General features: G+C 37.6%; 16 protein-coding genes. 11 read left to right on the top strand and 5 right to left on the bottom strand.

The annotated features are described in order from the left end of the window. Window positions 1–21: 21 nt before the first annotated feature. Both V7127_RS18830 and recU read right to left on the bottom strand, forming a co-directional pair. The gene (locus V7127_RS18830; RefSeq protein WP_335348105.1) at window positions 22–2598 is read right to left on the bottom strand and encodes a PBP1A family penicillin-binding protein; all 2577 of its coding nucleotides are present in this window, start codon (window positions 2596–2598) and stop codon (window positions 22–24) included. 43 nt (window positions 2599–2641) lie between these two features. Beyond that, window positions 2642–3253: a Holliday junction resolvase RecU gene (gene recU, locus V7127_RS18825; protein WP_335488566.1), complete on the bottom strand. Its 612-nt coding sequence runs from the start codon at window positions 3251–3253 to the stop codon at window positions 2642–2644. A gap of 116 nt (window positions 3254–3369) precedes the next feature. On the opposite strand from recU, the gene V7127_RS18820 reads away from it, so the two are divergent. The 3 genes from V7127_RS18820 to V7127_RS18810 all read left to right on the top strand — a co-directional run bounded on the left by V7127_RS18820 (window position 3370) and on the right by V7127_RS18810 (window position 5648). Next, window positions 3370–4365: a DUF2515 domain-containing protein gene (locus V7127_RS18820; protein WP_335488563.1), complete on the top strand. Its 996-nt coding sequence runs from the start codon at window positions 3370–3372 to the stop codon at window positions 4363–4365. A gap of 516 nt (window positions 4366–4881) precedes the next feature. After that, the gene (locus V7127_RS18815; protein WP_335348103.1) at window positions 4882–5163 is read left to right on the top strand and encodes a hypothetical protein; all 282 of its coding nucleotides are present in this window, start codon (window positions 4882–4884) and stop codon (window positions 5161–5163) included. Window positions 5164–5264: 101 nt separating this feature from the next. After that, entirely contained in the window at window positions 5265–5648 is a 384-nt protein-coding gene (locus tag V7127_RS18810) for a YppE family protein (protein WP_335348102.1), read from the top strand. A 106-nt stretch (window positions 5649–5754) separates the two neighbouring features. Here the strand turns inward: V7127_RS18810 and V7127_RS18805 are convergent, their stop codons facing one another. After that, entirely contained in the window at window positions 5755–5937 is a 183-nt protein-coding gene (locus V7127_RS18805; RefSeq protein WP_335348101.1) for a YppF family protein, read from the bottom strand. Between the two features lie 295 nt (window positions 5938–6232). Here V7127_RS18805 and V7127_RS18800 point away from each other — a divergent pair, with 295 nt between their 5' ends. The 3 genes from V7127_RS18800 to V7127_RS18790 all read left to right on the top strand — a co-directional run bounded on the left by V7127_RS18800 (window position 6233) and on the right by V7127_RS18790 (window position 10391). Beyond that, window positions 6233–6835 (top strand): YppG family protein, encoded by a 603-nt coding sequence (locus V7127_RS18800; protein ID WP_335348100.1) that lies wholly within the window; start codon window positions 6233–6235, stop codon window positions 6833–6835. 291 nt (window positions 6836–7126) lie between these two features. After that, window positions 7127–7990, top strand: coding sequence for an ABC transporter permease subunit (locus V7127_RS18795; RefSeq protein ID WP_335354098.1), 864 nt, complete (start codon window positions 7127–7129; stop codon window positions 7988–7990). Then, complete coding sequence (locus V7127_RS18790) at window positions 7983–10391, top strand: ABC transporter permease subunit (protein ID WP_335488560.1); 2409 nt, start codon at window positions 7983–7985, stop codon at window positions 10389–10391. The genes V7127_RS18795 and V7127_RS18790 overlap by 8 nt, the downstream gene beginning before the upstream one ends. A gap of 27 nt (window positions 10392–10418) precedes the next feature. Here the strand turns inward: V7127_RS18790 and V7127_RS18785 are convergent, their stop codons facing one another. Then, complete coding sequence (locus V7127_RS18785; protein ID WP_335344432.1) at window positions 10419–10883, bottom strand: Hsp20/alpha crystallin family protein; 465 nt, start codon at window positions 10881–10883, stop codon at window positions 10419–10421. 268 nt (window positions 10884–11151) lie between these two features. Between V7127_RS18785 and hcp the strand changes: the two genes are divergently transcribed. Then, window positions 11152–12444, top strand: coding sequence for a hydroxylamine reductase (gene hcp, locus V7127_RS18780; RefSeq protein ID WP_335344433.1), 1293 nt, complete (start codon window positions 11152–11154; stop codon window positions 12442–12444). Window positions 12445–12492: 48 nt separating this feature from the next. Here the strand turns inward: hcp and V7127_RS18775 are convergent, their stop codons facing one another. Continuing rightward, window positions 12493–13185, bottom strand: coding sequence for a Crp/Fnr family transcriptional regulator (locus tag V7127_RS18775; protein WP_335344434.1), 693 nt, complete (start codon window positions 13183–13185; stop codon window positions 12493–12495). 163 nt (window positions 13186–13348) lie between these two features. Between V7127_RS18775 and V7127_RS18770 the strand changes: the two genes are divergently transcribed. The 4 genes from V7127_RS18770 (at window position 13349) to V7127_RS18755 (ending at window position 18263) form a co-directional block, all read left to right on the top strand. Beyond that, window positions 13349–15649, top strand: a complete 2301-nt coding sequence (locus V7127_RS18770) for a DEAD/DEAH box helicase (RefSeq protein WP_335488557.1) — start codon at window positions 13349–13351, stop codon at window positions 15647–15649. Further along, on the top strand, window positions 15639–16901 hold the full coding sequence (locus V7127_RS18765) for a ribonuclease H-like domain-containing protein (protein ID WP_335344435.1): 1263 nt from the start codon (window positions 15639–15641) through the stop codon (window positions 16899–16901). The genes V7127_RS18770 and V7127_RS18765 overlap by 11 nt, the downstream gene beginning before the upstream one ends. A gap of 343 nt (window positions 16902–17244) precedes the next feature. After that, a complete protein-coding gene (locus V7127_RS18760; protein ID WP_335488555.1) occupies window positions 17245–17598 on the top strand; it encodes a spore coat protein in 354 nt (117 codons plus the stop codon). 101 nt (window positions 17599–17699) lie between these two features. Beyond that, entirely contained in the window at window positions 17700–18263 is a 564-nt protein-coding gene (locus V7127_RS18755; RefSeq protein ID WP_335344792.1) for a DUF1273 domain-containing protein, read from the top strand. Window positions 18264–18372: the final 109 nt, after the last annotated feature.

Here is an 18372-nt window from a genome sequence, read left to right as displayed (position 1 = left end):
TTAAGACGCTTTTTTTCTTTATTATCCACTGCTGCCAGGTGGATTTACAATTGGAGGGATGATCGGATTGGTGTCAGTTTGATCACCGTCACCACCATCGCCATCACCATCACCCTGTCCATTACCATTACCATTACCATTACCGTTTCCGTTTCCTTGCCCATTCCCATTGTCATTTCCGTTTCCATCATCATCAGGGATACCATCCTCGCCGTCCTGACCATCACCATATCCATCGTCCATTTCCGGCAAAGGAACTTGAACTGTTTGAACTGCTGGTTCACTCTTTTGATCATCACGGATTGCTGTAACCTTGAACTGATATATGCCGCCTGGAACCGGATTTGCAACTTTAATTCCTTTTTCAGCTATCACCTGTAGTAGCTGGTCTGCACCATCGTCTAATGCCGCTGAAACTTCAAATTGAACGTTCTCTACCCCTTCTGGATAATCCCACGTTAAGAGTATTTCATTCGTATTTACATCATATGATGCATTTAGGTTTGAAGGAGAATCAAGCTTATCGAATTTCTCGGATACCTCTGTTGGTGCATTTCCTTTAACCGCATACTCATAAATGATTTGATCTTTAGGCGTAAATTCACTAGCAAGTTTTGCTGGGATTGAGCCTTTTTCTATCGCAATCTTTTCAACACTGTTTGGAACAGGGAAGTCAGGTGTTTCGACTCCTTGAGAAACATGCGCCATTAAATTTTTGAAAAGAAGCATAGCGAGCTTTTGGTCCTTAGGAGCGATAGAGTTTTTCTTTTCCTTATAACCAGTCCATACAGCAGCTGTATAGTTGGTCGTATATCCGGCAAACCATGCATCTGGAATGCCTCCATTTTGAATATCCCAATCCTTTATTTCTTGTGCCGTGTAATTAGTTGTACCCGTTTTACCTGCAACATGAAGGTTTGAAATATTAGCTAATTTACCTGTTCCATATGAATCTTTCAATACACTTTTAAGCATATCGTTAATCATAAAAGCTGTGTAATCCTTCATAACTGGCTTTGAATCAGGAGTGACATCGATCTTTGAACCATCACGCATTTCAATGGCTGTGATGGAATGAGGTTCCGTATAAATCCCGTTATTGCCGAATGCACTGTATGCGCCAGCCATTTGCATCGGTGAAACCTCGTAAGCACCGATCGAAAACGATTCAAAAACATCCTTAATATTAAATCCTAGGTTATTTGCAAATTGTTTTGCATTATCAAGTCCAACCTCCTGTAATGTTTGCAGGGCTGGAATATTTCTTGAACGAGCTAAAGCTTCTCTCATCGACATAGGGCCCATATGCTTTCGGTCCCAGTTATTAATTTTCGTCCCATTTGAATAAGTATAGGGCTTATCGTCAAGAGTATAGAAGGTGCCCCATTTTAAATATTCAATGGCAGGGCCATAATCAATAATTGGCTTAAATGTGGATCCGGCATGTCTCATCGTATCTTGGGCAAAATTAAACCCGCGCTTTACTTTAAGATTTCTTCCGCCGCCAATAGCTCGAATTTCCCCCGTTTTAGTATCAAGCAAAGTAATGCCGGCTTGGAAGTCCTCGTCTGGGAAATTAATAATTTCATTTGTATTTAACATTTTTTCCATATAATCCTGGGCATTCGTGTCTAATGTTGTATAAATCGTCAAGCCGTCGGAAGAAATATCTAGATCAGGATACTTTTTCTGAACCTCATCAATGACGATATCTACAAAGGAATCATAAGGAGAATCGTTCTGCTTTCTATTTTCCTCAGGAACGAGTGAGGATTCTACAGAAACTGCCTTTGCTTCTTCCATTTTCTCTTTTGAAATAAAGCCATGCTGATGCATTAAGGAAAGGACTATATTTCGTCTTTTTTCTGCCCGATCTGGATGTTTAAAAGGATTATAGTTTGCAGGGCTTTGCGGAATGCCCGCAAGCAATGCAGCTTCAGGAAGTGTTAGCTCATCAAGATTCTTTCCAAAGTAAACTTGGGAAGCTGTTAAAACCCCATGACTGCGATTTTCCATCCAGATTTTATTTACATACATCTCGAATATTTCTTGCTTCGTATATTTACGCTCTAGCTGAAAGGCCAACCATGCTTCCTGGGCTTTTCTGCTTATTGTTTTATTATTATTAAGAAAGGAATTTTTCACTACCTGCTGGGTAATGGTACTTGCCCCTTCTGAACCAAACCCGCGGGTAACGTTTGCAAGCACTGCTCCAGCTAAACGCTTTAAGTCCATTCCATGGTGCTTGTAGAACCGCACATCCTCTGTTGCAAGAAAGGCCTCTTCCACTAATTTAGGAATATCCTCATATTCAACATATTCTCGGCGTTCAGAGCCAATTTCCGTAATAAGATTATTGTCTTTATCTAATAATTTCGAAGGGATTGGATCCCTTAATTGTTTTTCATCAAGTTTAGGTGCGTCCTTTACCATAAAAGCAAAGGTTCCAGCTCCAACAAGCATTCCAACAATTCCAAGTGCAATTAGTGTAAGAAAGATACGTTTAAATAGGCTCTGTGCCGGTTTCTTTCCTTTGTTTTTTGGCTTGGAAGCTTGCTGTTTACGGCGCTCCTCTCTCGATTGATATTTTTCTGCCATATATGTTCATCCTTTCTGATGAGTAGAAGGTAGATTGAGATATTTATCCGAGGCTATAAAGATAATCGATTTTTTTAATATAGTCAATTCTAGGGTTATATCCTAGTGGGATTTGGTGGCCAAAAGTTTCAATTTCCTCTATAGTAATCGATTTTCTGCCGCCATCCTTCATCCTTTTCCAAAACATAAGTAGATGATGAGCCTCAAGCAGATAGATGTCCTCTGTTGCAGAAAACCTTAATAAAACAAAGCAGATCCCTTTTTGCTTCAGAATCGTTTCCATATGCAAAATTTGATGGTCATGGAAATTTTTTAATGGAAAGGAAGTTTGATTCTGAGTTTCCTTTGCCTCAAAATCAATATACCTGCCTTTGTAAACACCGTTGTAATCTGTTGTTGAAGCCTGTTTGAAATACGCTTCTTTTATGACCGCCGCACTTCTTTTCGGGTAATCCACATGAACAATTTGCACAGGTGTAGGCTTTTTATGAATGGAGGCAATTCCATTCGCTAAATAATACTCATTCGTTTCATTTATATCTTCCTCCAAAGTCATACCACGGTTGCTATAGGACCATTTTTTTTCTATTTTGGTGCGCATCGTTTCTTTTTTAACGGGTAGAAACTTCTTGCCGTTCGGATAATGGAAATTCATTTAATTCACCTCACAAGCTACTACTTATCATAACAAATCTTCGTTATTTGTGGTTGAATAAAAAGTACAGATTTGCAAATGTTAAGCCATATGCTTTTTTTGGAGGCAGATCAATTATGTTTTTTGAAAGGGCAAATTATTTAAATCAGCTAAATATGGAAGAATTGGAATTGATTCAAAAAATAAAAAAACATACACAAAAGTACAATGCTGATAATATTTCCCGGACAGATGCCTATTTTCATTATTATAATCGAAATCCCGAAATTATTTGGTCATTCCTTGCAAGCATGGTGTCCCGAAATGCTGGATGGAATATGTGTGATCTCGAAGGTAAATGGTTTTCAAAAATAATAAATAAACAATTAAGAAAAAAACTGTTCCTAACTTATGAGCGGGCCAACTGGCTTATTTTTCAAGATGCATTTCCGCAATTGCTGCTCTATCAATATTCGACGAAAATGAATCGTCCAATGTTTCATTTATTAAGATATTTCCATGTATCTTCATATATGGTTAAGGAATGGCGGCTTTTTTGGGACCGCAGATGTATAAAAAGACTGATGATTTCACAAATCATTAACGAACAAAATATCATTCAGAAGCCTGTTATAAAGCATCCAGCCTATAGAAGGAAAGTTTTTCAAACTCCGCTGTTCCTGCTTCAGGATTGGTTTCATTATAGCTCCGTTATCTTTCCAACATGTGATGGGCAGCTATTTGGTGCGAGTGTAAATGGTTTTATATCGTTATCTAAAAGAATCGATCTAGGTAAGCGCCTTGCCGATATTCTATTTCAAAAGGAGTTATATCCTTCCTTTTACGAATTCGCAAAGCGGACCGTTCACACTGGCTCCAGGTATGATTATGAATTTTATTTTAAAGATCGGCCTAAAAGAACGACTCCATTTTTACGATGTACATTCCCATTAATAAAGCAAAGAAAACATAAGGCAGAAGACTGGTCCAAAAATAAAAGATTAAAAAGAAAATGGTTAAAGGAAAATGTGGAGCATATTCACCCAATCGAATTGACAGAATGGTATATGAATAAACAAGCTCAAATAAAGAAGGCTATTAACTTAAAAGAAATCGTGGAAATGAAAAGATAGCCAAAAAATGGAATTCGACACGAATGCTGTCTTCCGCCTTTTGGCTGTGAAATGGAAAAAATACTTTGTTATGTTGATGGACGATTGGGTCCTTCAAGTTTTTTATTTCCATAGCCGGTTCTAGTTTCTTCCTGCTTTTTTGGTTGATTTCTTGTATGTTTTTCCTTTTTATTCAAAATACCGCACCTCCGCTTATTAGTTTGCACAGTAATGGGGTTTCCATGCGAGACGAAAATGTCGAAAGAAAGGGAGAAATAATAAAAATTTTTTCTTACTTTGACGAAACGCTTCTAGTTTTGTCAGCCTTGAAGGATTGGAATTAAGGAGAGCGAATAGAGTACATAACAATTAGAAAAGCGGAAGCGCCTTGCTCACCCCCGACAAGCACAAGACAAGCCTCTCGGAAAGGCGGTTTTACCTTTCTGGGAGGATTGGCTTGTGACCTCGAGGGGGTAGGCGCTGGAGCTAGACAATTCTTAAATAACCGGTGTTCTTATTCCAAGGAGGGCTTAGAAGATGAAGAAAAATGTTAAGGCAAAAGAGGAATTAATTAATATGCTTTCTGAAATTTATAATCAGCTTGAGGAATTAGAAACTGTACTTGATTCAAACTTTTCCGGCATTAGAAACGAATTACAAATAAATTGTTCTGACCAAATATCAGCCTGTACGAAAAGCATGGAAGCGTTAGAAACGGAAGCCGCTTATTATCAGGCTAAGAGCGGCAAGGCCGATGTGAAGGAAAATTTTCATCGTCAGCCAAGCATAAAGCTTGAAATAGGTTACAAATTACACTAAAATTGGGTCAATGTTTAGTAGCTGATTTTTATAAGCTACTTTTATTTTTGCAAAAATTCTCCTGACAGCAATTTCTGTCTATGAATTTGGAGCTGATTATTATGAATGAAGATGTAGAACTAATCCATCTGACAAACCAATTATTAAATTATATGTTCTTTTTGTCTGAAAGATATGAAAAGGCTAGGGAGCTGCAGAAGCCCGGAGATTTTTATAAAGAAGTTAAACCGTTCGCGGATGAAGTGAAATTAACGAACGATGAATGGAAAAATAAAGCGATCCAATGGATTACAACCAATCGACCGAAAAACCTATTTGCCCAGCAAGTAGAATCTACATATGAAAATATCGAAGCAATATCTGTACAAGCCTTTTATCCAGAAACGAGCAAGTCGAGGTTCACTAATTTAATTGTTTCTTCGCAATATGTACTAGACCGACTGCTTCAAACTGTAAAAGAAGAAATGGGCCCTCCTGTCACGTAATAGGAGGGCCGTTTGAATTATGTCATTTGCAGCTTAGAGTATCTACAGCGATGATAAGATTGACTACTTGTACGCCGATACTATAGTTTGTCTCTCTTAATGTGCCTTAAAGGGATTCAGGAACCTCTGCTCCTTGAGCCTCGAGTTCACGAACAAGGTTACGATAGACATTAATACAAATATCGTTTTGAACATATGACTTTTTCGTAAAATCAAGTAATTCGTTTACACTTTCAGGACTGTAATTCCTCATTTGAAAAAATTTCATTGCTAGTTCGTGAACATTCATGCTAATTTCCCTCCTCTAATTTTCTCTCGTATTCTGCTAAACTAGAAAGCTAGTTTACTAGCAGAATAACGAAATTTTACTGCATAGCGTTTATTTCTTTTCAATATCCTATCATAAAAAAGGTATGGTTCTTTATTTTTCAAATATTAAGACTTCCGACATGAATCTTCAACAATAGACAAAAAATGAAAACGTTTCCAGTGTAATCACAATATAGGCATTCTTTTCATAAATTATAGTAATGATTTCTCAAACAAGCTGAGATAGATTGTTTATGAAAGAGGAGGATGTCCCCATGTTTGGCCGAAGAGGAGCCAGCCATTATATAAATCAATATCACCCAACATATATGAATCAATATCACCCAACTTATATGAATAAATTTGATTACGGACTAAACCAATATCATTGGAGACAGCAGCCCCCTTATTATCCTTCTCCTACAGGGAATATGGGGTTCTACAACGGTCCACACAATCAACCTTTTCCATATGGAAGTGACATGATGTATCAAAATTCCTATCCTGCCATGGGCAGCCAAAATTTAATGTATAACCAGTACCCAACTAATGGATATCCGATGCAGCAAAATGGGATGCAGATGGGGCAAGGAAATGTTTCACAGAGCATTTTCCAAAATCCTTTAGATCCTGAAACAAACGAAAATATATCGAACTCTTATAATCCCTATTTCTCTAATTCTTATATGAACCCTTACCCAAAGCAATCCTTTATGCCTAAACAGTCATCAGGTGTACAATCCCTTATGAATTCATTTAAGTCACAGGATGGTTCAATCGATATTAATAAAATGATGAATACGGCCGGCCAGATGGTTAATGCCGTAAGTCAGGTTTCATCGCTTGTAAAAGGATTAGGCGGGTTTATCAAGGTTTAATGAAAAAATTTACAATAAGGTATTCGCCAAAATAGTCATGCGAATACCTTGTTTTTTATAGGCTAAAAAAAATAGGATTGACAGTAAATAGAAAATGGTGAAAAAATAGAGAAATGAATATAAAGTGAAACTTCAATCAGTGGGGGAGTTCCTTCATCCCTCACTGATTGTTAGTTGAACCAATCGGGCCTTTACGGGCTGTTGATCCCCACTTAGAATTTTTTTACTTTACGCAACTTTTTGAAGTGAGGGTCTTACAGCCCGTTAATCTGCAATAAATGGGGGATCCAGATGTTACGTTCATTACAGCAAATTGTTATCATATTCCTCTTAATCCTTTCTCTTGCTGCAATACCAATGATAGTAGAAGTAAATCCGCTTGAGAATCGGCTGGAATGGCATTTCGAAAAATTGCCTAGAATTTATGGTGATTTTATTAGTGAAATCAGTAATGGTAGCCTTGGTACATATCAGTTAGGGACTCAGCAGCGGGAAATTGCGGAGGATATTCGGAATAACTTTTTTACTAGTTTAAAAATCATGCTTATAGGTGTAAATGTTTCAATTATTATTAGCTTGATTTTTGGTATTTTCGTAAGCCGTTTTCGATTAACAAAGCTTTTTAATTTCATTTTGAACCTCTTATCAGCCATACCTGATTTTATTATTATTATTTTGTCTTTGATTTTAGCTGTAAATATCTATAAAGTCACAGGAGTTAGAATAATTTCTTTACGTGCCGATGCGGGAACGCTCAATCTTTGGTTTCCAACCTTGCTTGTAAGTATTGCACCGACATTATATATGTTTAAGCTTGTATCAGTGAAGTATCTTCAAATGAGCAGTGAAGATTATATTAAGACAGCGGTAGCAAAAGGAATGCGTTTAAATTATATTAATTTCCAGCATGTTTATAAAAATGTTGAGCCCTTTATTAAAGCTGAATTAATTAAAGTCATTTCCTTAAGCGTCGGAAATCTATTTATCATCGAGTACATCATGAATGTATCTGGTATTACGAAATTTATTTTTCAAAGTAATGAGATTCAGCCAATTGCTATTGGCCTTTTCTCGATGCTTTTTATATCGGGTGTCGTCTATTTATCCATTAGAATAGTACTTTACCTTTTTAAACGAGGATTTATATATGAATAAATTATTTAACATCAATTATTCTTTATATGTAGGGATTTTCTGCGTATCAATCATTCTTTTTCTATGTGTATTTGGTCCAATACTGGCTCCGCACTCATTAACAGAGATGCTCGAAACGCAATATAGGAATGGAAAGGTACTATCTCCGCCAATAGAACCTTTTGAAAATGAAAGCTACCCATTAGGTACAGATAAATGGGGCTATGACTTGATGACGATGATCCTATATGGAATTCGTTATACGGTATTTGTAGCACTGGCTGTTACATGTATTAAGATGGTGTTAGGGACAATAATAGGATTATATGCAGGCATGTGGAAAAAAACATCTAGCTTGTTGAGTGCTTTTGAAAATGCCTGGAGCTATATCCCTTTGTTTCTCATTTTATATTTTTTTATGAGGCCGATAAGTTTTAATAGTCAATTAAGTACAAGCACTCTCTTAGGATATTTTATTATTATTGCTTCTGTAATCAGTATCCCTAGTATTGTTTCTTCCGTGAGACAGAAAACGGCTGAGTTATATAAATCTGTATATATTGAGGCTGCACATATTCTCGGGGCCAGCAAAAACAGGCTAATTTGGAAGCATATTTTTCCGCAAATGAAGGAAACGATTTTAGTGATGTTCATTTTGGAAATTGTCTATGTCATTACTATTATGGGCCAGCTGTCACTTATGAATATTTTCATTGGCGGAACTACTGTTCGATTTGATCCGATCATTTATCTATCGGTAACGAAGGAGCTATCTGGTTTAGTTGGACAAGCTAGAGGAAATATTTACGGGAATACTCATATTTTGTTGATCCCTTTAATGGTTCTCTTATTTACGACCATATCTTTCAGTTTATTAGCAAATGGTCTAAAAAATCGCTTTCAGGCAAACTACTCAAGAACACCATGGATAAGGACGGGACAGGTACATCGGATTTTACCTATTCGCAAGCAATTCAATCAGGAAAGGAAGCGTATACTCCCTCGAGGAGAAGGACTTGCCTTCGTTTTGCTTGTCATGTTATTTACCGGGGCAGGTGTTTATGTTACAGCCACGAAGGATGCAGATGTAGGGGTGAAAAATGATAGTAAAGCGTCCTATGATATGCATGTAGAAATGGATTCAAAAGGTGTCTTTCATACAACAGCAAATATTCATATCAAAAATAAATCAGATAATTATTGGGAGGATCTCACCTTTTATTTCATTCCAAATGCATTTGAAAAAGGGCATTCTTTCCAATCGGTTAAAAGCTATTCTACAGTACAAATGAAGAAAATCATTATAAATGGCGAGCAAGCAAAATATAGCTTGGAAAAAGATCAATTAAACATTAGCATCCCGTCAACCATGCAGAAAAGGAAAAAATATCAAATTAAAATTGAGTATTCATTCACGATTCCAAATGAAGGTGTACGTCTTTCAAAAGAAAAGGAAAATTATTATTTGGCACATTGGTACCCAATGCTGGCAACCTATCAAAATGGAAAATGGAATAAGGAAGATTATGATGTAGGAATGGAGACGTTCCATACAGACTTTTCTAATTTTGAAGTCTCTTATAAAATTCCAGAAGGGTACTCCCTTATTTCTTCATCCGATAAGGACCCTCGAATAGGTGCAAGTGAAGGGAAAATCAAAGTAAAAAAAGTGAGGGATTTCTTCATTGGCATTGTTAGAGATATGGATATCCATGAAACGGAGGCTAATGACGGAGTCAAGATCCGATTGTTCACAAAGACGGACCATCAGAAAAATATTAAGGAAACTTTAGAGTTAGCAAGAGATGCATTAAGCTTCTATCAGGAGAATATAGGGAAATATCCCCATAAACAATTAGATATTATTTTAGATAACGGCCCATTTATGGAATATTCAGGTGTAGTAACAATTAATCCTTACATAGAGGATACGTATTTTTACAGAAACGCCGTAGTCCATGAAATCGCCCATCAGTATTTCTATGGTGTGGTGGCGAACGATCAATATCATCAGGCATGGGTTGATGAAGGCATGACTGAGTTTGCAACCTCTATGTACTTTTATGCTGGCAAAAATCAAAGCAGGAGTGAAGCATTTCGCATTCCCTATAACCGAATGGAGCGTATAAAGGCTGCTAATCCTCCAATTGGCAGACAATATTCAAATGTTTCATTAGATAAAGTAAAAAATACAGGCTTTATTTATGGTCAGCCTGCCATTGAAATGTTAAAGATGGTGGAGGATAAGTATAGACTTAAAGGAGCCGATGTAAAGGAAGTTAGCATGCAATTTCTTTCTAGCTACTATGAGCATTTTAAATACAAGGAAGTAGATACGAAGGAATTTATTCGGTTCACAAGAGATTATTTCAGTGTACCGACTGGTTATTTTAATAAATGGCTGGATACTTCCGAGCATTAACAAGCAGTTTATTAGACTGCTTGTTTTTTATTCAATTTCATCGATTTTTATATGCTTTCCTTTTTGTTTAGGAACACGGATCTTTAAGAGTCCATTTTGGTATGATGCTTTTACCTTATTTTCGATAATTGGCTGCGGAAGTGGTATCGTTCTGCTTGATTTTTGCATTGATTGCCGCATTCTTCTAACCTTCTGGTCCTCATCCTCTTCGGTGAATATTTCATTAGATTGAACGGAGATGGTTACGTAATTATCAAAGACATCGAGCTTAATCTGCTCACGTTTAACACCAGGCAGCTCTGCCGTAATAATATGCTCCTCCATTGTTTCTCGGACATCAACGTGAAATGGAGTATGAAAAGGAAATGGGCTCTTGAAGAATTCATCTATTGATTGCAGAAATCCCTTAACTGGTTTTTCATTAAAGAAATGATTCACCGATTTCACTAAATCTCCCAACTCATTTTTTCCCTTTTTGTTATCGTTGCTCAATTTTTTCAGCCCCTATCAATTAATGATGTTGGCATAGCCACAATATCATATGAAGGTAACTGGGTATTTGTTCTTGGTAAATAAAATATTGGTAATTTTTGAACAAATATTGACAATTGAAAAAGCGTGATTTGAATCACACTTTAACTTTGGAATTGAGGATATTCTGATCATGTTATGAAAAAGCGTGATTTGAATCACATTTGATCATTGGAATTGAAGATATTCAGATCATGTTAATTTATTGGGAAAGTGGGAGATTGAAAGAATGTTTTGCTACCAGTGTGAACAAACTCCGAGTGGGGGATGTAAAGTTATCGGTGTTTGTGGAAAAGATGAAACCATTGCAAGCTTGCAAGATACAATTATTTTTGGCTTAAAGGGGATTGCTGCCTACCGTACACATGCAAATCAGCTAGGATACACGGATCCATTTGTTGATGCAACGACCCATGAGGCACTTTATTTGACATTAACAAACTCAAATTTTAATGTACAAGAACATATTGAGATGGCGTTAAAGGTAGGGCGCTCAGCCGTTAGGGCAATGGAAATGCTTGATGAGGCCCATACTACAAGACTGGGCGTTCCACAGCCAATCCGCGTATCGCAAAACAAAATCGAAGGTAAATGTATTATCGTAACAGGCCACAATTTATTCGCATTAGAGGAACTGCTCAAGCAGACAGAGGGAAAGGGAATTAATATTTATACGCACTCAGAAATGCTGCCTGCTCATGGGTATCCTGAATTGAAGAAGTATAGCCATTTAAAAGGAAATATCGGTAAAGCTTGGTATGACCAGCGCAGATTATTTGAAAAGTTCCCTGGCGCCATCTTGGCAACGACTAACTGTGTCATGCCAATAAAAGGTACATATGCAGACCGGATGTTTAGCTATGAGGTCGCAGGTCTAGAAAATGTAGAGAAAATAGTGAATGATGATTATAGCCGGCTAATTAATCGGGCGTTGGAGCTGCCAGAGGCAAATATTCAATCAGATGAAACATTACTAACTGGCTTCCACCATGAAACCGTACTAGGTCTTGCACCAGAGGTTATTGTGGCTGTTAAAGAAGGAAAAATAAAACGGTTCTTCGTCATCGCTGGCTGTGATGCCCCAGGGAAGGACGGAGAATACTACCGTGAACTTGCTACATCATTGCCGCCTGAAGCAGTTATTCTAACAACATCCTGTGGAAAGTTCCGTTTTAATGATGTTGATTACGGGGTTGTTCCAGGAACAGAAATTCCGAGATATATTGATTTAGGTCAATGCAATAACTCGGGATCAACCGTGAAAATTGCGAAAGCTTTGGCAGATGCTTTTGAATGTGAAATTAATGAGCTGCCAGTAAGTATTGTATTATCTTGGTTTGAACAGAAGGCCGTTGCGATTCTACTAGGATTATTTAGTTTAGGAATTCAGGATATCCGTATAGGACCTAAGGCACCTGAATTTATTTCAGAAGGCGTTTTGGATGTACTACAAAACACTTTCAATCTAAAACTTATTGGAACGGTTCAAGAAGACTTGGAAGAAATGCTTCAATATAATTAATAGCTAACAAAGAAGAACCACCTTTAATAAGTGGTTCTTCATTGTTATTTATAAGATTTCTTCTAATAGACTATCAGGATCAATAATAATATTTCCGGATGAATCTGTTTCAATCAGCTGGTCCTTTTTAAGCTTAGTTAGTGTCCTGCTGACAGTTTCTCTCGTTGTGCCGATCATGTTGGCGAGATCTTTATTAGTGAACTCTGCCTTTAAGAGATAGAACCCATTATCCATTTTCTGACCGTGAATTTTTGCTAGGCGAACGAGCAGTTTAATAATTTGCTCATATGTATTATTTAGGATTTGCGATTCGAGCCGTTCTTGCAGGTCAACAATTTTTTCTCCCAGAACTTTAAACACTTTAATACATAGCTCAGGATTTTCTATAAGGACCTTTTCAAATTGGTCAATTGGCACAACAACTAATGTGGAGCTTTCGAGTACCTCAGAAAAAGCAGGGTATCCTCCTTTTCGGAAAAAGCCTACATGTGGAAACATATCCCCATTTTTAGCGATTGCCACGATTTGTTCTCTGCCATTCACATCACTTTTATAAATTTTAATTCGTCCGCTTTGAATAAAATATACATTCTCTAACGGATCATCCTGCATGAATACATGACTGCCTTTTTTCCATTCCCTAGAGATGGAGATCTCAACAATTTTGTCAATTTCTGAATCACTGAGCTCTTTAAAAAGAGTAAACTGCGAGAGTACCTTTTTAATGTCAGAATAATTCATGTTATCACCTCTTAAGTAAAACCATTGTTACCAATATTGTAACAAAAAAGCCACAAGAAAGAAGCGTTTTGGGTTTGGAAGAATTTGAACATTTTATGACAGGGAAGTTTTTCTTTAAAAACGAACGCTTATTCGCTAGAATAATAGATATGAGGTGAGTAAGATGAAAGTTCGGAAAAGCTTGCATGAATTAATGAAGGAAATGAAAGAACTGGAAGAGTTCAAGCAAAACATCGTTCATTGGCACACAATTGAAGAAAAGGAAGCGAGGATTGACGACCTTCCAGCTGATATAAGCCCTAATCTTAAGGAGGCTTTACAAAGAAGAGGAATAACAAGTCTTTATACTCATCAGAAATCGGCATATGAAACCGCTATGAAGGGACAAAGTCTTGTTGCAGTAACTCCAACTGCTTCAGGAAAGACACTATGCTACAATCTCCCTGTTTTACAGACCATTATTAATGACCCTCATGCAAGAGCGCTATATATGTTTCCAACTAAAGCCCTTGCCCAAGATCAAAAAAGCGAAATTAATGAAATCATAAATGAAACAGGATTAGCTATTAATAGCTATACATATGATGGGGATACCCCTGCTAATATTCGGCAGAAGGTCCGAAAAGCGGGGCATGTCGTCATTACAAATCCAGACATGCTTCATTCGGCTATCCTTCCCCACCATACAAAGTGGGTTTCCCTTTTTGAAAACCTGAAATTTGTTGTGATTGATGAACTTCATATATACCGTGGTGTTTTCGGAAGTCATGTCTCTAATGTCATCCGGCGATTACAAAGAATTTGCCGCTTTTATGGAAGTGATCCTATTTTCATTTGTACATCGGCAACTATCGCTAATCCATCGGAACTTGCGGAGAAGTTAACAGAAAAACCGGTTAAATTAATTGATAATAACGGGGCACCAAGCGGGAGAAAGCATTTTGTTTTCTATAATCCGCCAATTGTTAATAAGCCTTTAAATATTAGAAGAAGCGCTACATTAGAAGCTAGAAAGCTAGCTTCAATTTTGTTGAAAAATAAAATACAAACGATTATTTTTGCGAGAAGCCGTGTAAGGGTCGAGATCCTACTTACATATTTACAGGAACTCGTAAAGTATAAATTAGGGCCAAAGGCTATTCGCGGCTACCGAGGCGGTTATTTGCCAACAGAGAGACGGGAAATTGAAAAAGGACTCCGTTCTGGAGAAATATACGGTGTTGTCAGCACGAATGCTTTGGAATTGGGAGTAGATATTGGACAGCTGCAAGTGTGTATTATGAATGGCTTCCCTGGGACGATTGCGAGCTCATGGCAGCAAGCAGGGCGTGCCGGAAGGAGGCATGGTGAATCCCTTGTGATTATGGTTGCGAGCAGCAGCCCAATGGATCAATATGTCATTCAAAATCCGGATTACTTCTTCAAAAGAAGTCCTGAAACAGCGAGAATTCATCCCGATAATTTGATTATTTTAATCGATCATATCAAATGCGCAGCCTTCGAGCTTCCCTTTCATGCAGGAGAATCCTTTGGATCATTTGAAACGGAAGAAGTCCTCGAATATTTAGCGGAAGAACGGGTTCTTTATGAAAATGGGGGAAAATATTATTGGATGAATGATTCTTTTCCTGCCCATAATATTAGTTTACGTTCAGCTTCCCAGGAAAATGTAGTCATTATTGATCAATCTGACATAGCGAATGTGAAGGTAATCGGTGAAATGGATCAATTTTCTGCTATGACGCTCCTGCATGAAGAGGCGATTTATCTTCATCAAGGAACCCAGTACCAAGTAGAGCTGTTAGACTGGGAGGAGAAAAAAGCCTTCGTTAGAGAAGTGGAGGCGGATTACTTCACAGATGCTAATTTGGCCGTTGAGCTCAAGGTTCTCGAACAGGATAAGCAGCGTTGCCTGCCTTCAGGAGAAATTGGTTATGGTGATGTGAGCGTTGTTGCCATGGCAACTATTTTTAAAAAGATAAAATTTGAAACACACGAAAATATTGGTTCAGGGCCTATAAGTCTTCCAGAGGCAGAGCTTCATACAAGCTCTGCGTGGTTCTCATTAAATGAAGAGTGCTTACAAGACAAGCGAGAGAGATTAGAGCAAGGGCTTATAGGGTCAGCTCATGCATTAAGGCATATTGCCCCGCTTTTTGTCATGTGTGACCCTCAGGATATTCATGTTGTCCCGCAGGTGAAAGCGGCTCACAATGAGAAGCCAACGATATTTTTCTATGATCGCTATCCGGGTGGGGTTGGATTAAGTGAAAAGATATACGAAGGGTTTGAACATGTTTTACATGAGGCAAGACAAATGGTGGGCAATTGTCTTTGTGAGCAAGGCTGTCCTTCCTGCATTGGGACTGATACTGCTTCAAAAACGGCTAAAGCAGATGTCCTCAACATATTAACAAGCTTCACATCGAGAAATGTAATCACTGGTGATAACTATGTCCATTAAAAACAAGCTGAATCGAATAAAGTCACATCTATCGCATGAAAGCAGCACTGAAAAGCGAGTTCAAAAAGTAGAATTAACCGACTTTCCTTATAGAGAGGTTTGGGAAAAAGAAGGAGTTACACCATATTATTTTGACGAGGATTTTTGCTTAATTAGGGAAAAGGAATATTCAGTTAACGAGAAACACGGCATTTATACGTTTGACCAATTTTATCAGGCTGTGGAAGCATGGAATTCTTCAGATATCTATCATCCATTGTCAGCTGCTGGGTTTCGGGCAGATCAATTTTTTTTCTTTGACACAGAAACAACTGGACTCGGTGGAGGTGCTGGAAACACAATCTTTATCCTTGGCCATGCTAGCCTTCAAGGAAACAAGGTTCGTCTAAAGCAGCATATTTTGCCCCATCCAGGAGCAGAGGTCGCTTTATACAAAAGCTTTCTAGACAGTGTTGATTATAAGATGATGGCAACCTATAATGGAAAATCATTTGATTGGCCGCAAGTGAAAACGAGACATACTCTTATTCGGGATCAAGTTCCTAAATTGCCTCCATTTGGCCATTTCGATTTATATCATGCTTCTAGAAGGATGTGGAAGCATAAATTAGAACGTTTGAAGTTGTCTGTAGTTGAAAAAGAAATATTAGGTGTCGAAAGAAAGGATGATCTTCCAGGTTTTTTAGCACCGATGATTTATTTTGATTATGTGGAAACAAAAAATCCAGAAGGAATGCTAGGAGTATTGAAACATAATGAAATAGACATTTTATCCCTTATTAGCTTATATACTCACCTATCTTATCAAATTCTTGGGATTGATAAGTCACAGACTGCACGGGAGACATACGAAGTTGGGAGATGGTTTTCCCAATTGGGAGAAACTGCATCAGCCAAGAAGGCATTCTCAAATATTTCAGCAGGAGATGGCATTGAAGCACTTCAAGCTAAGCATGCACTTGCATTCGAATATAAGAAACAAAAGAAATGGCTTGAAGCCATTCAGCTATGGAAAGACGTTGCTGAGGGAAGCGAAATGGAAATAAAGGTGGAGGCATGTATTGAACTTGCGAAAATTTTTGAGCATCGTCAAAAAAATATCGAACAAGCTCTTACATATACGAAAATGGCTGATTCCTTTTATAAGGCAAATGAGATAGAGAGCGCTTCCGTTAAATATGAGGATCTCATTAATAGGCTCCAGCGACTGATGAGAAAGAAGGAGTCCTCTAATATCTTCACAAATAATTAATAATTGTTTGAAAAACCCACTAATTCCTAGTTGTAAGCCTATTGCAAAAGCTGTAAAATGTGTAATTGTGCAGTATTATTTAGGAATAGAGTGAGGCAGATATCATGTATAAAGCAATATTATTTCTGTTTTTTTTCGTTATTATATTTGTAGCCGTTTTATTCTCCAACTTAAAAGGGAGTTTTTATAGTATGTTCTAAAAGGGTCATACATATTTCTGAAATCCTGTTGCTTTTGTTTCTCTTTAGGTAGTAGCACAATATAAGTAAAAAGTAAAGAAAATAGGTTTTTTCATTAGTACAAGATTCCCCCCATCTACATAGGCTGTTAATGTAAATAAATTATGGAGAAAGGGGATCTTGATATGTTTTGCGGACCAAGACCAACAAATATTTTACCTGCTTTTGTTTCACCAACTAAATGTTGTGTGAATCATAATTTCCAGAATACGATCGTTCCACATATCCATCCAAGTCATACAACTACTGTGAACCATCATAATTTCCAGCATGTGCATTCTTTCCCGCATACGCAATCAGTAGTTAATGAGGTGACAAACCAACAGTTTGTTGCACCAGCAGCACCTGGATTTGTACCTTCTGCAGGATATGGTGCACCTGGTCCAGGGGCAGTAGCTCCGGGCTTCGGTGTTCCGGGACCGGGAATGTACGGTGCAGGACCATATTTCAGAAAATAATCAAGGCGAGGGCATATTTGGATATGCCCTTGTTTTTATATATCCGGTGAGTGAGCAAGTATCATTTGAAATTATCATGTATACATAGAAAGGCTAGTGCTATGACTAAAGTTGCAATCATATCTGGCTATAAACCTTATGAAATCGGTATATTTAAAAATGATGATCCAGCTGTTCATATTATTAAATTGGCAATAAAAAACCAGCTCTTATCCCTATTAGACGAAGGGCTGGAATGGGTAATCATTAGCGGTCAGCTTGGTACAGAACTATGGGCTGCAGAGGTAGTGTTCGACCTTCAGCTTGAAGGCTTCCATGATCTTCAGCTTGCCGTAATAACTCCTTTCTTGAATCAGGAAGATACATGGAAGGAAGCAAATAAAGAATGGTATGAATCGATATTGGCACAAGCTGATTATATTGATTCTGTTTCGAGAAAGCCTTATGAAAAGCCTTGGCAATTCCGTATAAAGAACCAATTTTTTGTAGAAAAAAGTGATGTTCTGCTTTTGTTTTATGATACGGAGAAAGAGGGAAGCCCAAAATACTTATTTGAAGAAGCGAAAAGGAAGCAGGAAAAGAGTCATTATGAAATTAGAGTTATCAGTTTCGATGACCTACAAGTATTAGCTGAGGAAGTGCAAATGAAAGCCGAGTATGAATGATAAAGTGAAACTTCAATCTGTGGGGGGCCGACGCACAGGATGTGTCTAGTGCAAATGTTGCGACAGGAAGAACGTTTTAAGTCTGCTTCCTCCCCACTGATTGTTAGTT

The sequence above is a fragment of the Bacillus sp. JJ1773 genome, from assembly GCF_036962035.1.
Classification (GTDB): Bacteria; Bacillota; Bacilli; order Bacillales; family Cytobacillaceae; genus Cytobacillus.
Note: the sequence above shows the minus strand (reverse complement) of the source record. Positions and strands in the feature narration are given on the sequence as shown.